The sequence below is a fragment of the Halochromatium roseum genome (assembly GCF_016653315.1).
GTDB lineage: Bacteria > Pseudomonadota > Gammaproteobacteria > Chromatiales > Chromatiaceae > Lamprobacter > Lamprobacter roseus.
This window is the reverse complement of record NZ_NHSH01000065.1, coordinates 268,266-288,751: the sequence shown is the minus strand read 5'-3', so window position 1 is coordinate 288,751 and position 20,486 is coordinate 268,266. Positions and strand designations below refer to the sequence as shown.

Sequence of the window (20,486 nt, the reverse complement as noted above, 5' to 3'; positions counted from 1 at the left end):
GAAAGGGCATCGAAGACCGCTTAGCGGTGCTATCCTAAGCCCTTTTCCGAGTCTGTTTTGGATAGCTGGAGCGCATAATGGCACATCCAATCCTGGCCGAGATGACCGCGAGCGTCACCGAGCTGAAGCGAAATCCAATGGGCACTGTGGCCGCTGGCGAAGGCTTTCCGGTCGCCATCCTCAATCGCAACGAACCCGCGTTCTACTGTGTCCCAGCGCAAGCCTACGAAGCCTTGATGAATCGCCTCGAAGACTTGGAGCTGAACGCGCTTGCCGATGCCCGCCTGGCCGATGGGCAGGCCGCGGTCAAGGTTGCGCTGGATGAGCTATGAACTGGCCTTTCATCCGCTGGCGTTGAAGGAATGGCGCCGATTGGATGCAACCGTCCGCAGTCAGTTCAAGAAGAAGCTCACCGAGCGACTGGAAAATCCACAGGTGCCTGCGGCCCAGCTCTCGGGGCGCTCGAACCGCTACAAGCTCAAGCTGCGGGCGATTGGCTACCGGCTGGTCTACGAGGTTCAGGAGACTGAGCTGCTCGTCCTTGTCGTGGCAGTCGGTAAGCACGACAACACTGAGATCGATCGGCTTGCGAGAAACCGTTGATCGGCAGCGGGCTCTTGCGACAGCGCGAGCCAGGCCAACAGTGACTGATCGATGATTCCGGCGGGTACCTGGAAGCAGGGGCGGCGACCTTATTAAGGCATCGCGCCGACTGGAGACCAGGCTTCAGATCGACTGACCATCGATGCGCGGCGCCAGCAGTATCGGCCCGATAACGACCAGGAAGGCAGCGAAGGCGCCGCTCCAGAATAGGCCCGAGAGCAGCATCCAGCTCCCATGGTTGCCTTTTATCTGACGTTGGCGTTAGATTAGTGCTCCACGCCAATCGGAGGTCAACCATGTCGACGAAACTTCTGCTGCACACTAAACAAGCCTTAGACAACAATGTGCGGGCTGCGTTGAAGGATCACCTTCAAGCTGAGCTGGCAGGCGAAACGCGCTTGGAGCCCTCGACCAAACCACACCTGTTGTTTGCCTTGTATGATCCCGCGCGAGCCACCTCACAGCAGCTCCTAGCCGTGGTGCAGAAGCGGGGCCTGTCAGCACGCTTCGTTGACCTGTGAATCGCGCTGGCTGTAGCGGGGTGTGATGATCATGAAGATCGGCGCCATCGCCGAGCAGCTTGGTACCACGGTGCGCACCCTGCGCTTCTACGAAGCGCAGGGGCTAGTGCAGCCGCAGCGCACGCCGGGTGGAACCCGGCTGTACGATGAGGCGGATGTGGCCCGTTTTGCCGCCGTGCTGGCGCTGGCCCGTCTCGGCTTCTCGCTGCAAGAGCTGGCGGCGCTGGCCGCTGTGCGTTCGCAGAACGAGACCGGGGATGCGGCGAGCCGTGATGTCCTGGCCCGTCTTGCCGCCATGGATCAAAGCCTCGCCGCGCAAGCGGCCGCCATTAAGACACAACGGCGCGATCTGGCCCAAGCCCAAGCGCTGGTGCGCCGCTGCCAGGGCTGCACCCAGCGTCCGCTGCGCGCAGTCTGCGATCAATGTGAGGTCAGTCGTGGCGTCAGCGACAGCCAGATCCTGCAGCTGGTTTGGGAGGCCCCGGTCCGTGATTGAGGTGCAGCTTGACTGGTGTTATCGATGCGACTGGCCGAACGGTTTTGGCGCCCGCGGCTGGAAGCTCGCCTCGGCGATCGATGATCCGAACATCATCGCCTCGACACCAGCCACCGGCGATCAGATACCTACTGCGGTGTTCATCCACGACATCCTTGATCACGCTCTCTGTGGGCTACCGCCGAGTGGCCATCGGGCTGAATCGATCGCGTTGCTGCAACTCGCTGCGCGCACCGGCGCTGATCCGCGCCCGGATCTGGCGCAGATGGTCGATGAAGATCTGCTGCAGGGCCAGGCCAATGGCGAGCCGCTGGACAGCCTGCTGCCGGAGGATCTCAAGCCCCAGCGATTGGACAGGCCATACAGCGGCCGGGCGGTCATTCAGCCTCTGATCGATCGGCTGGGCCCTGAGGTTGTGCGATCACGCTTGACCCAGCACCTGTTCGAGATCGGTGTCGCAGGCGCTGCAAAAGCCGAAGCGGCCTATCGTGCGCGGGGGCTTGAGTACGAGCGCCGGGGTGACCTTGGGCTGGTGCTACAACGGCTTTTTACAGAGGCCGACCGGCAGGTCTGTGAGGCAGGTTGGCACCAGGCCTCGGGTTTGATCGCGATCAGTCAGGTGCGTTGCGCACTGCGCGTGCAATCACCGCAAGCATGGTCCGTTGCGAGCCAGTATTGATGTCATGCGCTATGCGCAATGGTTTTGAGCAGAAAGCCCTGCGTGATCATCACTGCTGAGTGTCGGCTTATGTGTTTAGTCCCGGGTGATCATATCCCCCGAAGGAGTTATCCTTTGCTGCGCACCCGAGGAGCGCTGGAGCTGATCGCGCCAGCGACGAGGAAGAAGGGGCGGAAGCCGAGCGCTAGCAAGGGGGTCGTGTTTGGCATCGAGTCCAGGTCGGCTGCGAATACGGGGGAACGAGACAAGAGAACCAGGCGTCTGCTCTGAGCGCAGCGCGCAGGTGGCAAGCCCGCTCGCCTTAGGTCATGTCAGGTGCCTGGCCAGCAGGCACCTGCTCGTCCATCAGGTAAACATATCCGCCGTAATATTGCGATACCAACCGATCGCGAACTGCACCTCAATCGCCCGCGTGTGCGCATCGGCATCGGCGGCGGAGAGACCACCGGCACCGGGCACCGAGACGATCTCGCCGCCCTTCAGCTCATAGACACCGGCCACCGAGATGCCATGATCGGGCGCCAGGATGCTGTAGCAGGTATTCACATAAGAGGGTACCGGCGCCGGCTGGCCGTTGATCGCGGCGGCCACAGCCATGGCGCAGACCTTGCCCTGTGAGTTGGCGGAATAGCCGGACTTGGGCATCGCCCCGGCCAAGGCCGCATCACCGATGATGTAGATATCCGGATGCAGGGTCGACTCGAAGGTCTGTTGATTGACCGGGCACCAGCCGCTGGCGTCGACCAGGCCGTTGTTCACCGCCAGCTCGGCGGCGCGTTGCGGTGGGATCAGATTGATCACATCGGCCTGGAAGTCCTCGACCGCGCCGACCAGCGTCATGCTGTTGGGATCGATGGCCTCGATGTTGCCGCCCGCCGCTGCCGGAATCCATTCGATCATGTCCCCGTAGTGCTCCTTCCAAGCGGCTTGGAACAGCCCCTGTTTGGAGAAGGCGTCCTTGGCGTCATAGATCATCACCTTGGACTTCGGCTTGTGATGGCTGAGATAGAGCGCGATCTGCGCCGCCCGTTCATAGGGGCCAGGCGGGCAGCGGAACGGATTCGGCGGCGCGACGATGGCGCAGACGCCACCATCGGGCATGGCTTCCAACTGCCGGCGCAGCAGCAGGGTCTGCGGGCCAGCCTTCCAGGCGTGCGGAAATGTTGAGTCCGCCAGCTCGGTGCTCATGCCGTCGATGGTGCTGAAGTCGAAGGAGATACCCGGCGAGAGGATCAGCTTGTCGTAGTTGTAGACCGCGCCACCCTTGCCGCGCACGAGGCGCTTCTCAGGGTCGATCTCGACGATCTCATCGCCCATCACCGCGATGCCGCGACGGCTCAAGCCCCGGTAATCGAAGGTCAGGCTCTCCATCTCGCGCTCGCCCGAGAGCACCTCGTTGCTCAGCGGGCAGGAGACATAGACCGGATTGCGTTCGATCAGGGTCACGCGCAGCGCGGGATCGGCCATCTTCAGATACTTGGCAGCGATGGCGCCGCCGTAACCACCACCGACCACGACCACGCGGGCCTTGGGGGTTTCAGCACGGAGGATGGCCGGGGCGCCGAGCAGACCCACGGCGGCACTGCCCGCCGCCGCGCGGCCAAGCGAGCCCAGGAACCGGCGACGCGAGGGATTCATCGGCTGTGTGCTCATTTTTGGCTCTCGTAGTAGTGGGCGAGGGCTTGGATCTCGGCGTCCTCGAGCACCATCACGCGCTCGGCGCCCTGGCGCTTCTTGCAGCTCTCACCACGGGCACGACAGGTCTCCAACGCATACTGGATGTACGGCCCCCATTGGCCGGCGAGCCGCGGCGAGCGGATGTCCTGGCCGCGACCCCCATCGGCATGGCAGCTCTCGCAGCGCTCCTGGTGGATCAGCTCGCCCTGGTAGGCGAGTTCGCCGTCGATCGGCCGCTCGGTCGAGACCCAGGGCCGCTCAGCGAAGAAGCTGGCGATGGCGGCGATCTCCTGATCGCTGTAGCCGCGCATGATGCGGCCCATGATGGTTGAGGGGCGCAGATCCTGTTTGTAGTCTTCGAGGACCTTGACCAGGTAGCCCTTGTCCATGCCGGCGATGGTCGGCATCGCCTCGCCGGCGCTGGCACCATCGGTGCCGTGGCAGCCAGCGCAGGTGTGGGAGAGCATGGCCGCCGAGCGCACGCCCTCGGCTTGCGCGACCGGTATCAGGCAAATGACGCATACCGGCAACAGCAGCAAGCGCAGGGAGCGCAGGCAGATCAATCTGGCTGTGAATGATCGGCAACAGGTCTTGAGCATGGGGCCTCCTTTGGGATTCGGCGACGGTCGGTCGGCCGCCGCTCGTTGTCGCGGTCAATCTCAACTCTGCCGCTGCCGGCGTCGGCTAACCTTGATGGCCCTCAAGATTGGCTTTGAGTGCGAGTGTTGCTTGCGCTCAGCAACGCCGGCAAGGACCTCGGCGCCCGGTTGCGCGCCGATCAGCGCGGCGACTTCGGCTCCGCAGCCCGGCTGGGTGTAGACCACGCAGCTCAGGATGTCGCCGATGATCTCGTTGTGCATCGCGTCGAATCCGCATCAGTCTCGTTGCGCGAGAGTGATAACGGCTCGGCTCGGCTCGGGTGGGTTCTTGATATGACTCAAGCCTGGCCCCTGGTCGCTGCTTTAGATTGACAAGTGTCAATTCGAGCGAGGTTCAGGCCTGTTTGAAGACCTGTTCAACCGTCTGTTCGAGCCTGATTACGCCTCCCTGATCACCCATCCCTGATCACCCATCCCTGATCACCCATCCCCTCGGAGCCGACCATGAAGCCTGTCATCCTGTTCGCAGCCCTGCTGTTTGCGCTGATCCTGATCCAGTCGGTGTCGCGCACCAGCGATGCCCCCGACCCCAATGTGGCAGCCCGCCTGGCACAGCTCGAGGCACGCACCGAGCTGCTGACACAACGCCTGGCGCGCATCGAGCAGGCGGCGCAGGCTGTCCCTCTAACGGGTCAGCCCGCCGCCGCAACGCCGTTCACGACGGTAGGGAGCAAGGATTCAGCGGTTGATTGGCGGCTCGGCGTTGGGCTGCAAGGCGAGCCGCTGCGGGTCGCTGCGCAGACCTTTGATCAGCGTCGCGGGCGGGTCGAGCTGTTGCTCGAGATCAAGAGCCCGCTGGCGGATGCGGCTGCTTGGCCGCAGCAGCCGGGGCTGGAGGTGCCGGTCATCTTGGTCGCTAGGGACAGCAGCGGCGAGGTCGCCGCCGAGCAGCCGATGACCCTGATGCGGGGTCCGAGTCAGGAGCCCGGCGCCTATCTGCATCTTGGCACTGAGTTCTCCGAGCAAATCGCGGATCGCGCGCGGGTGCTCGAGCTGCGCTTGGGGGTGATTGAGCGACGCTAGGGGGCCGTTCGGACTGTGCAAGGGGGCACTTGAGCATCGCTAGTGCAAGAACGCGGAAATCCCGAAATCGGGTCGCTGCTGCCCCCCGTCGTTGCGCGGTAGGAGCCCGCTTGCGGGCGATCTCGCCGGGGTCCTGGCTGCGAACATCGCCCGCAAGCGGGCTCCTACAGCGCTGCCAGCAAGACGACGGTGAGAACGGTCTCGGCTTGTCTGAAGTGATGCACTAGGGCCGATGATCGCGGTTCCAGCATCAGGCTAGCTCAAGCATCAGGCCAGCGCTAACGAGGTCTGCGCATTGCTCTCGGCTGCCGGGATCTCGGCGCCTTCCAGCCCTCCGAGCCGACGCAATTGCTCTAGGGAGGGAATCCGAATCCTGCGGCGCTCGATCTCGATCAGCCCGCGCCGCGCCAGCCCATGTAGCTCGCGCGAGAAGGTTTCCGCAGAAAGATTCAGGCTGGAGGCGACCACGATCTTGGCCGCGGGCAATTCGAGGGTCGCGCGGTCCGGCTCATCCGGGTCGCTCTGGGCATCGCGCAGCAGCATCGCCGCGACCCGTTGCGCGGCGGAATGCAGGCAGCAGGCCTCAACGTCCGCGATCAGCCGCTGCGCGCGTTCGGCCACCAAGGCCAGCATCAGATGCGCCACCTCGGGCCAGCGCTCGATGGCGCTGCGCACCCGCTTGAGATCGACGAACAGCAGTCGCGAATCCATCAAGGCCTCGGCATGCAGGGCGCAGGGCCGGGCCAGAAAGGCGGCTGACTCGCCGAAGGTGCGACCGGGCAGCACGATGTCGAGCACCCGCTCGGCGCCTTCCGCAGACAACAGCGAGAGCTTAACGCGGCCGCGCAGCAGCAGATGAAAGCCATCCAGCGGCTGACCACGCTCACAGAGCACCTGCCCACGGCTCGCGGTGCGCTGAAAACAGCCCGCGGCGAGATAACGCAAGCCTTCCTCCGGCAGTGAGGCGAAGCCGGGGGTGATCTCCAGCAGCGGTAGGCAGGTCTTCTCGCGGTCGGCGTGGTTCATGGCGATGGCCGGTCAAGCTTGATTCAGCTCAAGCCTAACCGCTTGGGGTTAGGGCGCAAGCCATTGAAAATCCGACCAAAGCGTTGCGGGTTACCTCCTTTTGGGTAGCCTGGGTCTTGGCTAGAGGTCTGTTTTTGTTGATGATGCCTCGGTCGCTTGCAGGCTTGACCCCGTTCGAGTCGGGCCCTCGCGCTTTTTGGAGGTAGTTCTCTTTCGCTCCCCGCCGGCTTGGCGTAGAACCTCAATCCATGCCGCTACCCTTGGCTGATCGACGCTATTCGCTGCTGCTGACCATCGGCCTGCTGATGGGCTTCATCCTCGCCGTTGGGGTGGCGGCGATGGTCAGCGCGATGCTGGTCGCGCAACTGAACCAGGGCATGGCCTCGGCGGTGAATCAGTCCGGCACGCTGCGCATGCAGTCGTACCGCATCGCGGAGGTGCTGGCGGATTCGGCGATGCCCACCGAGGCGCGCGCCGAGCGCGTGCGGCAGCTTGCCGACGAGCTTGAGCAACGCCTGGCGAGCCCGAGGCTGACCGAAGCGATCCCAACGGCGATCACCGATCCGTTACGTATCGGCTATGAACAGGTCGCCGAGCGCTGGCGCCAAGTGATGCGCCCGGCGCTCAACGCCGAGGCGATCGCTAGCGGAGGACTCGACTTTCGTGCCGAGGTCGATGACTTCGTCGAACAGATTCATACCCTGGTGCGCCGGCTGGAGGACCGTGCCGAGCAGCGCATCGATGCACTGGCCTGGATGCAAGCCGGCGCCCTGGGGCTGACCCTGCTCGCGGTGCTGGTCACGCTCTTACTCTTGCAGCGGCGCGTGGTGCGACCGCTCGACGCGCTGTTGCAGTGCGCCGATCAGGTGCGGCAGGGCGACTTCTCGGCGCGAACCGCCTTCGTTGGCGACGATGAACTGGGGCGACTCGGCGCGGCGATGAACCTGATGACGCGCGGCCTGTGGAACATCTACAACGAGCTTGAAGAGCGGGTCGCCGAGAAGACGCGCGATCTGGCGCGCAGCAACCATTCGCTGCAGTTGCTCTACCGGACCAGCCGTGCCCTGGATGGTGCGATGATCTCGGATCAGAGCCTGCGCGCGGTGTTGCTGGACCTAGAGCGCGAGTTGAAGCTCGCCTCGGTGATCCTCTGCCTGCGGGATCGGTGCAGCCTGACCGGTGCTGCGAGGGACAACGCTACAGGCGGTCAGCCGAGTGGTGATGCCGCCGGCGACGCCAAGGGCGACCTGGTGGGCGAGCCGGTCGGCAATCTGATCGGGGATGCGCTTGGCGATGCCGGATGCCGTGCCCGAAACGCGACCAGAAGCGACGCCTCCGGCGATTCGCCGAGTCAGTCCGGGCTCTGCATTGGCACCGGCCAGCGGCTGGATGCCGAAGGCGCGCCGATCAGCGCCGAACCCCCGGGGAGCCCCTGCGCCCTCTGTGCGGCCTCGACCGCGCGCAACGGCCCGAGCATCGCGGTCGCGGTGGCCGATCAAGACCGACGCTATGGCACGCTGCGCGTCGTCTGCCGCGATGGTCTGACGCTCGAGTCCTGGCAGCAGCCGCTCCTCGAGGCGCTTGCCGCGCAGCTCGCCACCGCCCTGAACCTGCAGGGCCGCATCCGCGAGAGCCGTCGCCTGGTGCTGCACGAGGAGCGCAGTATCCTCGCCCGCGAGCTGCACGACTCGCTGGCGCAGTCGCTGTCCTATCTGAAGATCCAGGCGATGCGGCTCGATGCGGCGATCAAGGGCGATGCGGCGATCAAGGCCAATGGCACTGCCAAAGCGCCGGCCGCGAACGGTCAGTCGTCGCCAGAGGCCATCCTGGGTGAACTGCGCGAAGGCATCAATAGCGCCTACCGGCAACTGCGCCAGCTGCTGACCACCTTTCGGCTCAAGATCGACGGCCAGGGGCTAAGGGCGGCACTGGCGCAGACCATCGATGAGTTCCGCGACCGTGGTGATCTCATCATCACCCTCGAGGATCAACTGCCGCCCGGCCTGCTGTCACCGAATGAGGAGGTGCATGTGTTACAGATCGTTCGCGAGGCCCTCTCCAATGCCACCCGTCATGCGCGGGCTCGTCACCTGAAGGTGCATTTAGACGCAGATGCCGACTCCGAGTTGGTGCAGGTCGAGATTTGCGATGACGGCTGCGGTATCCGCTCAACCGCGCCCCAGCGTGGGCACTATGGGCTGAGCATCATGCGCGAGCGCGCCTGCAGTCTGGGTGGCGAGCTGAGCCTGGATTCCGAGGCCGGGAAGGGCGCTCGGGTGTTGTTGCGCTTTCGTTCCCGCTCGCGGGCACAGGTCTAGGGCGTTATGGCCACCGAGCAGCTGCCCACGCGGGTCCTGGTCATCGACGATCATCCGCTGTTTCGCAAAGGCGTCGCTGACCTGCTGGCGCTGGAGCCCAACCTCCAGCTGGTCGGAGAGGCCGCCGATGGCCAGGAGGGTGTGCGACTCGCCGCCCTATTGCGGCCAGACCTGATCCTGCTCGACCTCAACATGAAGGGCTGGGATGGCATCGAGACCTTACGCCGAATTCGCTCAGCCTCAGTGGCCGAGCCAGGGGCGCCGTCCCTCACGCACGAGGCGCGCATCCTGATGCTGACCGTCTCCGATCAGGAGAGCGACGTGGTTGGCGCCCTGCGCGCCGGAGCCGATGGCTATCTGCTCAAGGACATGGAGCCCGAAGACATCCTCGAGCAGTTGCGCGAGGCGATGCGCGGGCGCCTGGTGATCAGCCCGCAGCTCACTGACCTGATCGCCCGTGCGCTGCGCAGCCATCAGGGGCCACTGCATCTCAGCGAGGCCGGCCTCACCCAACGCGAACAGGAGGTGCTCGAACTGCTCGCAAAGGGCTACAGTAATAAGCTCATCGCCCGCGAGCTGGATCTCGCGGTCGGCACCGTCAAGGTCCACGTCAAGCACCTGCTGAAGAAGCTCGGGCTGCACAGCCGCGTCGAGGCAGCGGTCTGGAGCTTGAATGCGCGCGGGGGATGAGGGTAGTGGTCGCTGTTCGAGTCGTGCATCGCCTACGCATAAGCCCAAGAGACACATCTGAGAGCACCATCAAATGGAAGCAGAACGCTACAGTACGATCGATGACCTCCTTGCCTGGCCTGGGACTGAGCCCGTCGAGTTGATCGATGGCGACATCGTCCAGCGGCCGATGAGCAGATTTGAGCATGGGCAGGTGCAGACCGCGTTGATTGGTCAAGCCTTCCCACTGGTCATGCAACGTCAACCCGGTGGCTGGTGGATCGTTCCCGAGATCAGTGTTCGCTATAACGCCCACCATTGCCCCAGTCACGATCTAGCCGGTTGGCGCAAGGAGCGGCTGCCGCAGCGGCCTGCTGGCATCATGACGATCCTGCCGGACTGGGTTTGCGAGATCCTCTCGCCGGGCCACGAGCGCAAGGATACGGTGACGCATTTCCTCCGCTTGCAACGGGCCGGCGTCCCCTTTTATTGGATCGTTTCGCCCCAGGATCACGCCTTGATTGCCTATGCCTTGGATGCCGGTAGCTATCGCGCGGTGTTCACGGCGGAGGGGTTGGATGAGGCTAGGGCTGAGGTGCGGATTCCACCCTTTACCGAGATCGCGATCGATCTCGGTTTGCTGTTTGGTGCGGCTGTCTGATCGGTGACAACAACATGAGTTCTGAACGTCTGAACGAACGACAGATTTCCTCAAGGGCGTGCATCAGCTTGAAAGTGCAGTCGCTCAACCACTGGATGAATTCATGCGTGATGCGACGATCCAGTGCTTTGAGTGATGACGAAGCGCTCGCCGATGCCGTCTATCGCTTCATCGTCGATGTTGCGCTGTCGCGCTTCCAAGCGCTGGCGCGGGAGGCAGAGTCATGGCTGATCCGCTGATCTTTGGCTTATCCGCGCGCATCCATAGCGACTTTCGCGATCTGTTTGCCCGCTACAGGACGATCGATCGGGTGCTGATCTTTGGTTCTCGAGCCGATGGGAGCGCGCACGGTGGCTCCGACATCGACCTTGCCGTGTTCGCGCCCGAGATGACGGATCAGGACTTTGCGCGTCTGTGGAATGAGGTCGATGACTTGCCGTTGGTGTTCAAGGTGGATCTGCTGCATTGGGACCGCCTTGCGAACCAGCGGCTGAAAGCGAAGATCCTGCGTGACGGACGAGCATTCTTCACGCGGTCTGGAGATCAGGCTGGCGAGATTGCCGCATGACCCACCGGCTGCACTTGGCTATTTCATCGGGATCGGCGGATGTGCCGACGCGGTCTGCTCAATGCGGGCGAGGAGGGCGTCGATGTCGGTGCTTTTGGCGGGGTTCAGGCGCTTGGCTTCGCTGAGGGCGGCCTTGGCGGGGCCGGCCTGTTTGAGATGGACGTAGGCCATGCCGAGGCCGATGAAGGCGCCGGCGTTTTGGGTGTCGAGGCTGATGGCCTGCTGGAATTGCTCGACGGCGCTGGGGTAGTCCTGGCTGAGCAGATAGGCGCCGCCGAGCCGGGTGCGCGCGAGGCTTGAGGCGGGATCGGCTGTGACCGCTTGGTTCAGGGTGCTGATCGCGGTCTGCGTCTCGCCGCGCTGGAGTTGCGTCTCGGCCTGTTCGATCAAGTGTTGAGTCGCGCTGTCGGTTGCGTTAGACGATGCTGCTGGGCTGGTCGCGTGCTCGGTCGTGTTCGAGCTTGCTGTGATGGCCTGGCTTGCAGGGCTTGCAGGGCTTGCTGGGGCTGCTGTTGCTGCTGTTGCTGCTGTGCTTGCTGGGGTTGCTGTGCTGGTTGAGCTGGCAGTGCCGATGCTGGTCGATTCGGCGATGCCTTGTTCCGTCGCCAGCGCAATGGTCAGGGTGAGGACGGTGCCGGTGGTGATCAGTCGCAGTGCGTTGTGCATGGCGTTCTATGACTATGACCAAAATTGTTGAACGTTATTGAGGGCGGTCTGTTGCCTGAAGCCTGAAGCCTGAAGCCTGAAGCCTGAATCTGAGCCTTGGGCCTAACGCGCATGGCATCGCGCCACCCGGGCAAGATGAATCGCGCGTGATCCAGGTTAAGGACTAGGGCTTTTGGGGGCTTTCGCTGAGGGGCTTGGCTTTCCGTGTCGCTGGGCTGCCGGGGTCGCTGGGCTGCCGGGGTCGCTGGGCTGCCGGGGTCGCTGGGCGGTCTCGCTGAACAGAGAGTGCTCCGCTGCGCCGAGCTTCTTGCGCAGACACAGCGGAGTCTCTTCTGATTGGCCAGTCGCGCTGGCCTTCTGGGCAAACCCGGTCGGTCACGGGTGACTGCCGACCGATTACTTCAGCGAGCCCTTGCCGTAACGCGCCTCAAAGCCCTTGCGCACGGTCTCGAGCTGTTCCTTGTTCATGCCGTTGAAGTACCAGTCGTGGCCGTCGATCGGCTTGAAGTGCTCTTCCAGCAACGCGACGGCATATTCATCGTTACCGTCCTTCTTCATCACCACCTCCTTCAGCTCCGGAATCCACTTGAAGTAGGCGTGCTGGGCGACCTCGTACATGCCGTGCCACCAGGTATAGTCCGGGCCACTCATCGAGGCGCCGTGACGGGCGCGACGGCCCTCGTGATGCCAGATCTCCCACCAGGTCCACTCGATCTTTTCGTCGAATGGCGCCGGGGTGATGTAGCCGTTCTCCTTAAGATCGACCATGGCCGCGGCGATCGGCTTGGCGAACTTTTCGTTGTAGAGGTCGACGACGTTGTCGAACTGCTCATAGTGGCCGTCGATCACGCTGCGCTCGTGACAGGCGACGCAAACGTCTTCCATCTTGCCGCGTCGGTCCTTCCAGGTCAGCACCTCGACCACCGTTGAGTCCTTCGCGGCATCGCCGACCGCCGGGATCGGCTGGCCTTCAGGGACGTCGAACTCCTGCCCATTCTCGAGCTTGACCAGGTTGATCTTGGTCGAGATCGGCGGCCGCAGGGTCCAGGAGATGCGCTCGCCGACGTTATGCGTCGAGGCCTCATTTGGCGCCGCGCTCATGTGGCAGGTGGCGCAGGTCGGGGCGGCGCTGTAGTCGATGCCGGCGACCCACTTGTCCGACTCCAGGTTCATCTCGTCGACCTTGGCGCGGTAGATGATCCCGTGCTTGGACTCGTTGTAGACCTCGATCTGCGGATGGTCGGGGCCGACATGGCATTTGCCGCAGGTGTCCGGCGTGCGGGCCTGGGCCTTGCTGAAGCGGTGCCGGCCATGGCAGGCGGTGCAGGCGCCGAGGCTGCCATCGGGATTGATGCGGCCGATGCCGGTGTTGGGCCAGCTGCCGGCCAGCGGGCGACCCTTGTCCCGGCCGTTGGTAATGAACTCCAGTTCGCCGCCATGGCATTGCTTGCAGCCGGCATTGACCGCCGCCGGGCCGCCCACCACCTCGCCGAGCAGGTTGTCGAGCGAGCCGAGGATCTGTCCGGCCTTGGCGTGATGCGAACCGTCCATCTCCTCGAATTCCTTCTGATGACACTTGGAGCAGTCCTTGGGGGTGACGACGATGGAGACGTAGGTGTCTTCATGGCGCCAGGCATCGACATCGCCTTCCTCGGCTTGGTGACAGTCGAGGCAGGTGACGCCGTTCTGCCCGTGCTGGCTGTGGTTCCACTCCCAGTAGAGGCCGGGGTTCTCGCCCATGTGGCAGTCGACACAGGCCTGCCCCTTGGGGTCGCCCCAGTCAACGCCGGGCTGTCCGGCGGGACGCACGGCATTGGCGTTGGTGGCGACCAAGAGGCCGACGATCGCGAGTAACAGCGGGCTGAGTAGGCCCATGCGCGGGCCTGAGCGGATTCTCGACATGGTGGTGCACTCCTCAAGCTTATCTGGCGGTCATGAGCAGCTGGATAGCGCGCCCCTCGCCGATGCTGGCGATGCCGTGGGCGGGCTGTTCGAGGTCCTTGCCAGGCGACAGTCTTCGTGCGGCGAAGAGGTCGACGGGGTCGGTCCTAGCCTCATGCTGGACCGACGCGGCCGAACAAACCTTGATTCGCCTCATGAATGGCGGCAGAGCCAGTAGGGCAGTCCAATTCAAGCCAGCAACGGCTTCAGGAACTGCCCGGTCCAGGATGCCGGACAAGCGGCGATCTGCTCTAGGGTGCCGCTGGTGCCGCGGATGATCAGCGGCTGGTCGGAGCGTCCGGGCCGGCGCTCGCTCGGGATCTCGATGCGTCGCGTGCCGCTGAGGTACTGGCCGGTGAGTGAGGCCGGCTCGGCGGCGATCGCCTCGGCGGTGCCCTGGGCACCGTGGCCGCCGGCGAAGGGTTTCCGGTCTCGCAGGGTGTGGGATCGGTTGATCTGACCAATTTCGAGCCCTAAGTCGCCAGGATGAGTTGCATCCTTCGTGCGACTAGCTCAGTGTGGCTGGCGATCTGGTCATCATGTCCAAGGCCGTCATAGCTGTGGCCGATGGATCATCCTTCTCGCAATCGAGCCTCCGTCCTCTTGCAACAACGAGCAAAGCCTATGAGCACAGAATCCACCGGCCCGCTGGAGGGCCAGCAGTCCAGCTACGAGCGCATCCGTTCCATGACCACCTTGGAGGATGTGCTCAGGGTTGCGACCTCTTTCGAGGAGAGCGCGCGCAACTTCTATACCGACCTGATCCCGAAGATCAGCAAGAACTTTCGCTGGCTTGCAGAGGAATTGGCGCAAGAGGAACAGGGACACTACGAGCTGTTTACTGCGCTGGCGGCGCGCGATGACATCCAAGACCAGATCAAGGCTGAGGTGGAGCGTCCGGCGACGGACGGTCAGTTTGCCGAAGCAGTGATGACGCCCGAACTCGGCGAGAGGCCCGATGATCAAGCGGTGCTGCAGTACGCCATGAGCCGCGAGCATCTGGCGATGACGCACTACCGCTCACTCGCGGATAGTTCGCCAGCAGGTCCCTTCAAAGAGTTGTTCGAGTATCTCGCCAACGAAGAGGCCAAGCACAAGGAAGAACTAGAAAAGCTCTACTACGAGACGGTCCACAGCGGCGGCGTCTGAGCCACCCTAGCCTGATGCCAAGGATGCCAGGCAGCCAGGAACCCCCCGACCTGATCAACGGAGACAAAGTCAATGACATCTTGACCCAAGGCATCGAAATCGGCGCGCGGCGGATGCAAGATGAGCATCGCTGGTTGCAGGACGAGCGATGCTCGAAACCGGCCTCTGGGCGTCGACCGACGGAGGGACTCTCGCGGCAGCCCCCTGTTGCTGATGTTAGGGTGAGCCTGCCTTGCGCTCCAAGAGTGCGAGCTGGATGCGCCTTGTAACAGCAGGCGTTTTCCCTCCGAGGCTCAAGATGGCGGCGAACAGCGAGACCCTAACGCGAACACGGCGCATCGTCGTGATGTTCGCGACCCTGCTGCTTTTCTGGTTCATGCTCATGGGGCGGGTGACGGCCGACGCGCTTATCGTCGGGGTCATCGTCTCCCTGGCGATCGCGCTGCTGTTCCCCAGCGGCCTCTCGTTCTTCACTGAATTTCGCGCCACCCCGGCGGCGTTCGTTGCCGGGGTTCGCTACTACGGCCTGTTTTTCAAGGAACTGGTCAAGTCCAACCTCAGGCTCGCCGCCATCGTCCTGTCCCCATCGTTACCGATCAAACCCGGTATCGTGAAGGTCCGCACCCGGCTGAAGAGTCGCATGGGGCGGCTGATGCTGGCCAACTCGATCTCGCTGACGCCAGGCACCCTCACCGTCGAGATGGAGGGCGAGTGGCTGTATGTGCACTGGGTCAGCGTTGGCTCGACCGACGTCGAGGGCGCCACCGCCGAGATCGTCGCCGGTTTCGAGCGCTATCTCGAGGTCATCTATGGTTGATTCGCTGATCTATCTGGCCGCGACCATCGTTGGGGTCGCCTTTCTGCTCGCGCTCTGGCGCTTCATGGCCGGGCCGACGGCGGTCGATCGCATCATCGCCTTCGATAGCCTGACCATCGTCAGCATCACCGGGATCGCGCTCGCGGCGCTGGCCGAGGGCCGCGGCATCTATCTGGACGTGGCCCTGGTCTATGCCTTGCTGTCGTTTCTCGGGGTGATCGTCGTCGCCCGCTATATCGAAAGGGGCTTCTGATGTTCTCGCTGCTGTATCTGCTCGGCGCCATCCTGCTGGTTGGCGGGGCCGCCTTCCTGCTCTCCGGTGGGATCGGATTGGTGCGCATGCCCGATGCCTATAACCGCATCCAGGCCGGCACCAAGGCCACCACCCTGGGCACCTTGCTAACCCTGGCCGGGATCGCCTGCCTGCGCCCGGACTGGGCGCTGAAGCTGCTGTTGATCGGCCTGTTCCTGCTGTTCACCAATCCGCTGTCGTCGCAGGTGCTGGCGCGCGCGGCACACCGGATCGGGGTCAAGCAGGCGCCGCAGACGGTGATCGACCGGCTCGAGCAAGATCTGGGGGAAAAGCCATGATTCTGCTCATCGCGATGAGTCTGTTACTGAGCCTCACCATCGTCGCGGCGGCGATCCTGGCGATACGCGGAGGCCAAAGCCTGGCGATCTCAATCCTTGCCGCGGGTCTGGTCAGTCTGCTCGCCTCGGTGCAGTTCTTGCTGCTGGCGGCGCCGGATGTGGCCATGACCGAGGCGGCGATCGGCAGCGGTCTGACCACCTTCCTGTTCTTCTTCGTCCTCGGGCGGGTACGCGGAGGCGAGCATGATTAGGCGCCTCTTCGTGACCCTCCTGTTGCTTGGTCTCGCCGGCGTCTTTGCTGGTCTCGTGGTCAGCTATAGCCCCGACGAGACGCTGAATCTCAGTGCCCGCTATTACGCCGAGCACACGGCCCAAGACATCGGCGCGGCCAACATCGTCACCGCCATCATCGTCACCTTTCGCGGGCTCGATACGCTTGGCGAGGTGACGGTGCTGTTCCTCACCGCCGCCATCGTTGGCTTGGTGCTGTCTCACGGCCGTCGCGAGGGCGGCGGCTCCGGGCGTGAGTTGCCACCGGCCGGCGAGCTGCTCGGCACCGGCACCCGGCTGTTGGTGCCGCTGATCCTGCTGCTCGGTGCCCATGTCTTCGTCAATGGCCATCTGACCCCCGGTGGCGGCTTCCAGGGCGGTGCCATCCTCGCCTCGGCGATCCTGTTGCTACTGTTGACCGATCCACTGCGGCGCATCAGTCATCGGCTGATCACCGCCATCGAGTCCACCGCGGGTCTGGTCTTCGTCGGCATTGGTGTGCTCGGCATCGTTCTCGCCGGCGGCTTCCTCGACAACCGCATCCTGCCAATCGGCAACCTCGGCGAACTCTTCTCGGCGGGGGCGATACCGATCATCTACTCCTTCATCGGCCTCAAGGTCGGCGCCGAGTTCTCCTCGATGCTGGCGCATCTGTCCGAGACGGAGGATCTCTGATGGCCTATATCGCGATGGCTACCGGCTTTGTGTTGATCCTGATCGGGCTCTATGGGGCGCTGACCAATCGCAACATCCTGCGCATGATTGTCGCCTTCACGGTCGCCAATACCGGCGTCAACCTGGTGATGGTCGCCGTCGGCTACCTACACGGGCGCACGGCGCCGATCCTTGATGCGTCGGTGCCGGTGGCCGAGGCGGCTGAGCGCATCATCGATCCGGTGCCGCAGGCCCTGGTGCTGACCGCGATCGTGATCGGGGTCGGCGTAACGGCCCTGATGCTCGCCTATGCGTACAAGCTCTATGAGAGCAAGCGCACCCTCGACATCTCCGCGTTCAAGGACCTGAAATGGTAAGCGCCATCTATATCCTCGCGGTCGGGCTGGGGACCGCGTTTCTACTCGGTCTGCTGCGCGATGACTGGCGCGCTGGTGCCTATGGCGTCAGCCTGGCGGCGCTCGCCCTGATGAGCCTGATCTCCGCCGGCTGGGTCTGGGTGATGGCGGCTGGCGATGGCCGCGCGGTGGAGATCCTGACCGCCGGTACCCTGCCGCCCTATGCGATCAATCTGCGCATGGGGCTGGCCGAGGCCGTCCTGACCCTGTTGATCAACCTGACCGGCCTGCTCTCGGCGGTCTACCTGCGCGATACCCTGTTCAAGCAGGGGCGCCGGGCGCTGGCGACCTTGCTGGTCTTCACCATGGCGGCCTGCGGCATCGTCCTGACCCGCGATCTGTTCAACCTGTTCGTGTTCTTCGAGCTGGTCGCCATCGCCACCGGTGGGCTGGTGCTGCTCTCGCGCGATCAGCGTGCCCTGGCGGCGGGTTTCAAGTACCTGGTCGCCTCCCAGGTCATCACCGTGCTGCTGCTGGTCGGCATCATCTTCGCCTACCACGCCACCGGTACCCTCAATATCGACGGCATGGCCGAGCTGTCGGCGCGGGTGCTCCAGGGCGGCGCGCTGGCCTTCTTCCTGATGTTCATCGCCATCGTGCTCGATCTGAAGCCGTTCCCGGCCAATGGCTGGGCGCTGGACATCTACGAGTCGGCGCATCCGGCCTTCTCGGCGATGCTCTCAGCGGCCTCGGCATCGGCCGCGCTGTTCGCCGCCGATAAGCTGCTGCTGATCGGCGGCCCGACCTGGCTGCCGGTCGCGACTGGTATCGGTATCTTCGGCTTCGTCGGAGCCAATCTGTTCGCCTTGGCGCAGACCAACGACCGGCGCCTGCTGGGCTACTCCTCAGTGGCGCAGGTGGGGCTGGTGCTGGCGGTCCTTGGCCAGCGTGACCTACTGGGCGATCGCTACCTGTTCATCGCCGGCGGTATCCTGCTGGCGCATGCGGTGGCCAAGGCCGGGCTCTATTGGCTGTCTGGCCTGATCGAAGGGCGTGAACTCAAGGCTTGGAGCGCGCTGCAGGGCCATCCGATCCTGATCTTCGCCTTTGCCAGCTTTATCGCCTTGCTGGTCGGTCTGCCGCCGTTCCCGGGCTTCTACGCCAAGTGGGAGCTGGTGATCGCGCTGGCAGGCGAGGGTCGGTTGGCGCTGCTCGGGTTGATCCTGTTCGGCGCCTTGCTCGAGGCTGGCTATCTGTTCCGATGGTTCGGGCAGGCGCTTAAGCGTGAGCGCTCGCTGGAACCGGTGGCGGCCTCGTCCTTCAAGCGCGCGGTGATCTTGAGCGCGGTGGCCGCGGGCTGGGGCCTGGGCTACATCTGGGGTGCGCTCTCGCCCAATGGCAATCTGCTGCTGGCCGTGCCGCTGCTGTTCGCGCTCGTCTTTCTGGCCCTTGAGCCGCTGTCGGTGCGGGTCAAGAACAGTGTCGCCATCGTCGGCATGGTCGCTTGGTTCCTGCTGACGCTGCCCAGCTATGATCCGCTCCAGCTGATCTTTGCCGCGGTGATGCTGCTCGGCGGCGCCTTGGTCTTGCTGGCGAGCTATCAGACCCAGGGGCGGCGCATCGGTTTCTACCCCTCGGCGATGCTGATGTACGCGGGCCTGGCGATGCTGATCCTCGCCGAGGACGCCTTCAGCTTCTTCGCGGCCTGGGAGTCGCTGACCATCGGCTCTTACTTCCTGATCCTGCGCGGTCAGCGCTCGGAGCCGCATGCGCTCTCGTACATGGTGTTTTCGCTCGGCGGCGCCTTCCTGATCCTGGCCGGCTTCGCGCTCGCGGCCGGCGGTGATCCGCTGTTCTCGCTGGCCGGTCTGGCGCAGGTTGCCGCGCCGATCGCCCCCTGGGTCTTCCTGCTCCTGGCGATCGGCTTCATGACCAAGACCGCCGCCGTCGGCCTGCATATCTGGCTGCCGGGCGCCCATGCCGAGGCCGAGACCGATGTCTCGCCGATGGTCTCGGGCATCCTGCTCAAGGCCGGCCTGTTCGGGCTCTTCGTGCTGTTGATGGCGATGGGCGGCCAGCAGCTTCATGGGATCGAGCTGACCCACATCCTGCTCTGGATCGGCGCGCTCTCGGCGCTGATCGGCAACCTGATGGCGGCCTTCCAAGAGGACGCCAAGCGCCTGCTGGCCTATTCGTCGATCGGCCAGATGGGCTATGCCTTGTTCGGCCTGGCGATGATGAACCATCTCGGCTGGCTGATGGCGCTGATGTTCGTCATCAACCACTTCATCTACAAATCGATGCTGTTCTTGTCGGTCGGTGGCATCGCCAAGCGCACTGGTACCCGCGACATGTATCGGATGGGGGGGCTGATTACGCTGATGCCGCTGTCCTTCATCGCGGTGCTGATCGGCATCATCGCCATGTCCGGGGTGCCGCCCTTGTCCGGCTTCGGCGGGCGCTGGATCTTCTACAACGCCATCCTGACCGCCGACTACCGGCTGCCGATGATTCTGATCTTTATTTCCGGGCCGATCGCCTTCCTCTATCTGTTCCGACTGATCCACACGATCTTCCTGGGCCAGCTCAAAGACGAGCACCGGCGCGTGAAGGAGGCGCCGTTCTGGCTGGTGCTACCGCAGATGATCTTCGTCGCCTTCCTGATGGTTTTTGCGCTGGTGCCGGGGCTCGCGCTGCGCCGGGTCGATGCCTACATCAGTCAGTTCCATCCCGAGGGCGCCCTGGGTTGGGAGGGGCTGACCATCACCAGCGCCTTCGGCTACTGGAGCCCGATCTCGATCATGATCGTGGTCGGCGTGATCTTCGCGAGCCTGTTCGCCTGGCTGCTCTTCGTCAATCGCAAGGCACAAAAGGTCAAGCAGTTCAATATCGTCTTCGCTGGCGAGCGGCCGTACCGACCGGAGACCACGCACTTCGCCTGGAACTTCTTCGCGCCCTACCGCAAGGCGCTCGGTTTCATGACCGAGCCATTGGTTGAGCGGTTCTGGGCAGCGGTTGTCGATGTCTTGCACGCCAGTGCCGATCTGCTGCGCCGGCTCTACACCGGTAATGGCCAGACCTATGCGATCCAACTACTGGCCTTCGTCGTGGTCGTCTACCTCCTGCGCACGGGGCTCTAAGC

The 20,486-nt window shown here is 63.9% G+C and carries 25 protein-coding genes; 19 read left to right on the top strand and 6 right to left on the bottom strand.

Translation table 11 applies throughout. The features are described from left to right. Positions 1 to 77 precede the first annotated feature (77 nt). The 5 genes from CCR96_RS17480 to CCR96_RS17460 all read left to right on the top strand — a co-directional run bounded on the left by CCR96_RS17480 (position 78) and on the right by CCR96_RS17460 (position 2,299). Positions 78 to 332: a type II toxin-antitoxin system Phd/YefM family antitoxin gene (locus CCR96_RS17480; RefSeq protein WP_201221597.1), complete on the top strand. Its 255-nt coding sequence runs from the start codon at positions 78 to 80 to the stop codon at positions 330 to 332. Beyond that, the gene (locus CCR96_RS17475) at positions 322 to 603 is read left to right on the top strand and encodes a type II toxin-antitoxin system RelE family toxin (protein WP_201221595.1); all 282 of its coding nucleotides are present in this window, start codon (positions 322 to 324) and stop codon (positions 601 to 603) included. The genes CCR96_RS17480 and CCR96_RS17475 overlap by 11 nt, the downstream gene beginning before the upstream one ends. Positions 604 to 899: 296 nt before the next feature. Further along, positions 900 to 1,124, top strand: a complete 225-nt coding sequence (locus CCR96_RS17470; RefSeq protein WP_201221593.1) for a hypothetical protein — start codon at positions 900 to 902, stop codon at positions 1,122 to 1,124. A 25-nt stretch (positions 1,125 to 1,149) separates the two neighbouring features. After that, positions 1,150 to 1,620 (top strand): MerR family transcriptional regulator, encoded by a 471-nt coding sequence (locus tag CCR96_RS17465; RefSeq protein WP_201221591.1) that lies wholly within the window; start codon positions 1,150 to 1,152, stop codon positions 1,618 to 1,620. Next, positions 1,613 to 2,299: a hypothetical protein gene (locus CCR96_RS17460; protein ID WP_201221589.1), complete on the top strand. Its 687-nt coding sequence runs from the start codon at positions 1,613 to 1,615 to the stop codon at positions 2,297 to 2,299. The genes CCR96_RS17465 and CCR96_RS17460 overlap by 8 nt, the downstream gene beginning before the upstream one ends. Positions 2,300 to 2,644: 345 nt before the next feature. Here the strand turns inward: CCR96_RS17460 and CCR96_RS17455 are convergent, their stop codons facing one another. From CCR96_RS17455 to CCR96_RS17445, 3 genes are read right to left on the bottom strand one after another with little or no spacing between them, the layout of a single operon-like run. After that, positions 2,645 to 3,952 carry an NAD(P)/FAD-dependent oxidoreductase gene (locus CCR96_RS17455; protein ID WP_242519154.1) on the bottom strand — a complete coding sequence of 436 codons (1,308 nt, stop codon included), beginning with the start codon at positions 3,950 to 3,952 and terminating at the stop codon, positions 2,645 to 2,647. Continuing rightward, a complete protein-coding gene (locus CCR96_RS17450) occupies positions 3,949 to 4,575 on the bottom strand; it encodes a c-type cytochrome (RefSeq protein ID WP_201221587.1) in 627 nt (208 codons plus the stop codon). The genes CCR96_RS17455 and CCR96_RS17450 overlap by 4 nt, the downstream gene beginning before the upstream one ends. Positions 4,576 to 4,635: 60 nt before the next feature. Next, a complete protein-coding gene (locus tag CCR96_RS17445) occupies positions 4,636 to 4,836 on the bottom strand; it encodes a hypothetical protein (protein WP_201221585.1) in 201 nt (66 codons plus the stop codon). 243 nt (positions 4,837 to 5,079) lie between these two features. On the opposite strand from CCR96_RS17445, the gene CCR96_RS17440 reads away from it, so the two are divergent. After that, complete coding sequence (locus CCR96_RS17440; protein ID WP_201221583.1) at positions 5,080 to 5,658, top strand: hypothetical protein; 579 nt, start codon at positions 5,080 to 5,082, stop codon at positions 5,656 to 5,658. 267 nt (positions 5,659 to 5,925) lie between these two features. Here CCR96_RS17440 and CCR96_RS17435 read toward each other — a convergent pair whose 3' ends face one another. Beyond that, positions 5,926 to 6,684 (bottom strand): Crp/Fnr family transcriptional regulator, encoded by a 759-nt coding sequence (locus CCR96_RS17435; protein WP_201221581.1) that lies wholly within the window; start codon positions 6,682 to 6,684, stop codon positions 5,926 to 5,928. 248 nt (positions 6,685 to 6,932) lie between these two features. On the opposite strand from CCR96_RS17435, the gene CCR96_RS17430 reads away from it, so the two are divergent. The 5 genes from CCR96_RS17430 to CCR96_RS17410 all read left to right on the top strand — a co-directional run bounded on the left by CCR96_RS17430 (position 6,933) and on the right by CCR96_RS17410 (position 10,900). Continuing rightward, a complete protein-coding gene (locus tag CCR96_RS17430; RefSeq protein ID WP_201221579.1) occupies positions 6,933 to 9,002 on the top strand; it encodes a type IV pili methyl-accepting chemotaxis transducer N-terminal domain-containing protein in 2,070 nt (689 codons plus the stop codon). Between the two features lie 6 nt (positions 9,003 to 9,008). Further along, the gene (gene narL / locus CCR96_RS17425; protein WP_201221577.1) at positions 9,009 to 9,692 is read left to right on the top strand and encodes a two-component system response regulator NarL; all 684 of its coding nucleotides are present in this window, start codon (positions 9,009 to 9,011) and stop codon (positions 9,690 to 9,692) included. Positions 9,693 to 9,765: 73 nt separating this feature from the next. After that, positions 9,766 to 10,332 carry a Uma2 family endonuclease gene (locus CCR96_RS17420; RefSeq protein WP_201221575.1) on the top strand — a complete coding sequence of 189 codons (567 nt, stop codon included), beginning with the start codon at positions 9,766 to 9,768 and terminating at the stop codon, positions 10,330 to 10,332. Between the two features lie 14 nt (positions 10,333 to 10,346). Further along, complete coding sequence (locus CCR96_RS17415; RefSeq protein ID WP_201221573.1) at positions 10,347 to 10,571, top strand: hypothetical protein; 225 nt, start codon at positions 10,347 to 10,349, stop codon at positions 10,569 to 10,571. Next, positions 10,556 to 10,900: a nucleotidyltransferase family protein gene (locus CCR96_RS17410; RefSeq protein ID WP_201221571.1), complete on the top strand. Its 345-nt coding sequence runs from the start codon at positions 10,556 to 10,558 to the stop codon at positions 10,898 to 10,900. The genes CCR96_RS17415 and CCR96_RS17410 overlap by 16 nt, the downstream gene beginning before the upstream one ends. 18 nt (positions 10,901 to 10,918) lie before the next feature. On the opposite strand, the gene CCR96_RS17405 is transcribed toward CCR96_RS17410, so the two are convergent. Both CCR96_RS17405 and CCR96_RS17400 read right to left on the bottom strand, forming a co-directional pair. Continuing rightward, complete coding sequence (locus CCR96_RS17405; protein WP_201221569.1) at positions 10,919 to 11,566, bottom strand: tetratricopeptide repeat protein; 648 nt, start codon at positions 11,564 to 11,566, stop codon at positions 10,919 to 10,921. A gap of 396 nt (positions 11,567 to 11,962) precedes the next feature. Next, complete coding sequence (locus CCR96_RS17400; RefSeq protein WP_201221567.1) at positions 11,963 to 13,468, bottom strand: multiheme c-type cytochrome; 1,506 nt, start codon at positions 13,466 to 13,468, stop codon at positions 11,963 to 11,965. 663 nt (positions 13,469 to 14,131) lie between these two features. On the opposite strand from CCR96_RS17400, the gene CCR96_RS17395 reads away from it, so the two are divergent. The 8 genes from CCR96_RS17395 to CCR96_RS17360 all read left to right on the top strand — a co-directional run bounded on the left by CCR96_RS17395 (position 14,132) and on the right by CCR96_RS17360 (position 20,484). Then, positions 14,132 to 14,656, top strand: coding sequence for a ferritin family protein (locus tag CCR96_RS17395; RefSeq protein ID WP_201221564.1), 525 nt, complete (start codon positions 14,132 to 14,134; stop codon positions 14,654 to 14,656). A 298-nt stretch (positions 14,657 to 14,954) separates the two neighbouring features. After that, complete coding sequence (locus CCR96_RS17390; RefSeq protein ID WP_242519153.1) at positions 14,955 to 15,473, top strand: Na+/H+ antiporter subunit E; 519 nt, start codon at positions 14,955 to 14,957, stop codon at positions 15,471 to 15,473. Continuing rightward, the gene (locus CCR96_RS17385) at positions 15,466 to 15,726 is read left to right on the top strand and encodes a monovalent cation/H+ antiporter complex subunit F (protein ID WP_201221562.1); all 261 of its coding nucleotides are present in this window, start codon (positions 15,466 to 15,468) and stop codon (positions 15,724 to 15,726) included. Before CCR96_RS17390 ends, CCR96_RS17385 begins: the two co-directional genes overlap by 8 nt. Further along, a complete protein-coding gene (gene mnhG / locus CCR96_RS17380) occupies positions 15,726 to 16,064 on the top strand; it encodes a monovalent cation/H(+) antiporter subunit G (RefSeq protein WP_201221560.1) in 339 nt (112 codons plus the stop codon). Before CCR96_RS17385 ends, mnhG begins: the two co-directional genes overlap by 1 nt. Next, positions 16,061 to 16,315 (top strand): hydrogenase subunit MbhD domain-containing protein, encoded by a 255-nt coding sequence (locus tag CCR96_RS17375; protein ID WP_201221558.1) that lies wholly within the window; start codon positions 16,061 to 16,063, stop codon positions 16,313 to 16,315. The genes mnhG and CCR96_RS17375 overlap by 4 nt, the downstream gene beginning before the upstream one ends. Continuing rightward, positions 16,308 to 17,009, top strand: coding sequence for a hydrogen gas-evolving membrane-bound hydrogenase subunit E (mbhE, locus tag CCR96_RS17370; RefSeq protein ID WP_201221556.1), 702 nt, complete (start codon positions 16,308 to 16,310; stop codon positions 17,007 to 17,009). The genes CCR96_RS17375 and mbhE overlap by 8 nt, the downstream gene beginning before the upstream one ends. Further along, positions 17,009 to 17,365 (top strand): sodium:proton antiporter, encoded by a 357-nt coding sequence (locus tag CCR96_RS17365; RefSeq protein ID WP_201221554.1) that lies wholly within the window; start codon positions 17,009 to 17,011, stop codon positions 17,363 to 17,365. Before mbhE ends, CCR96_RS17365 begins: the two co-directional genes overlap by 1 nt. Beyond that, the gene (locus tag CCR96_RS17360) at positions 17,359 to 20,484 is read left to right on the top strand and encodes a proton-conducting transporter transmembrane domain-containing protein (RefSeq protein WP_201221552.1); all 3,126 of its coding nucleotides are present in this window, start codon (positions 17,359 to 17,361) and stop codon (positions 20,482 to 20,484) included. The genes CCR96_RS17365 and CCR96_RS17360 overlap by 7 nt, the downstream gene beginning before the upstream one ends. Positions 20,485 to 20,486 lie beyond the last annotated feature (2 nt).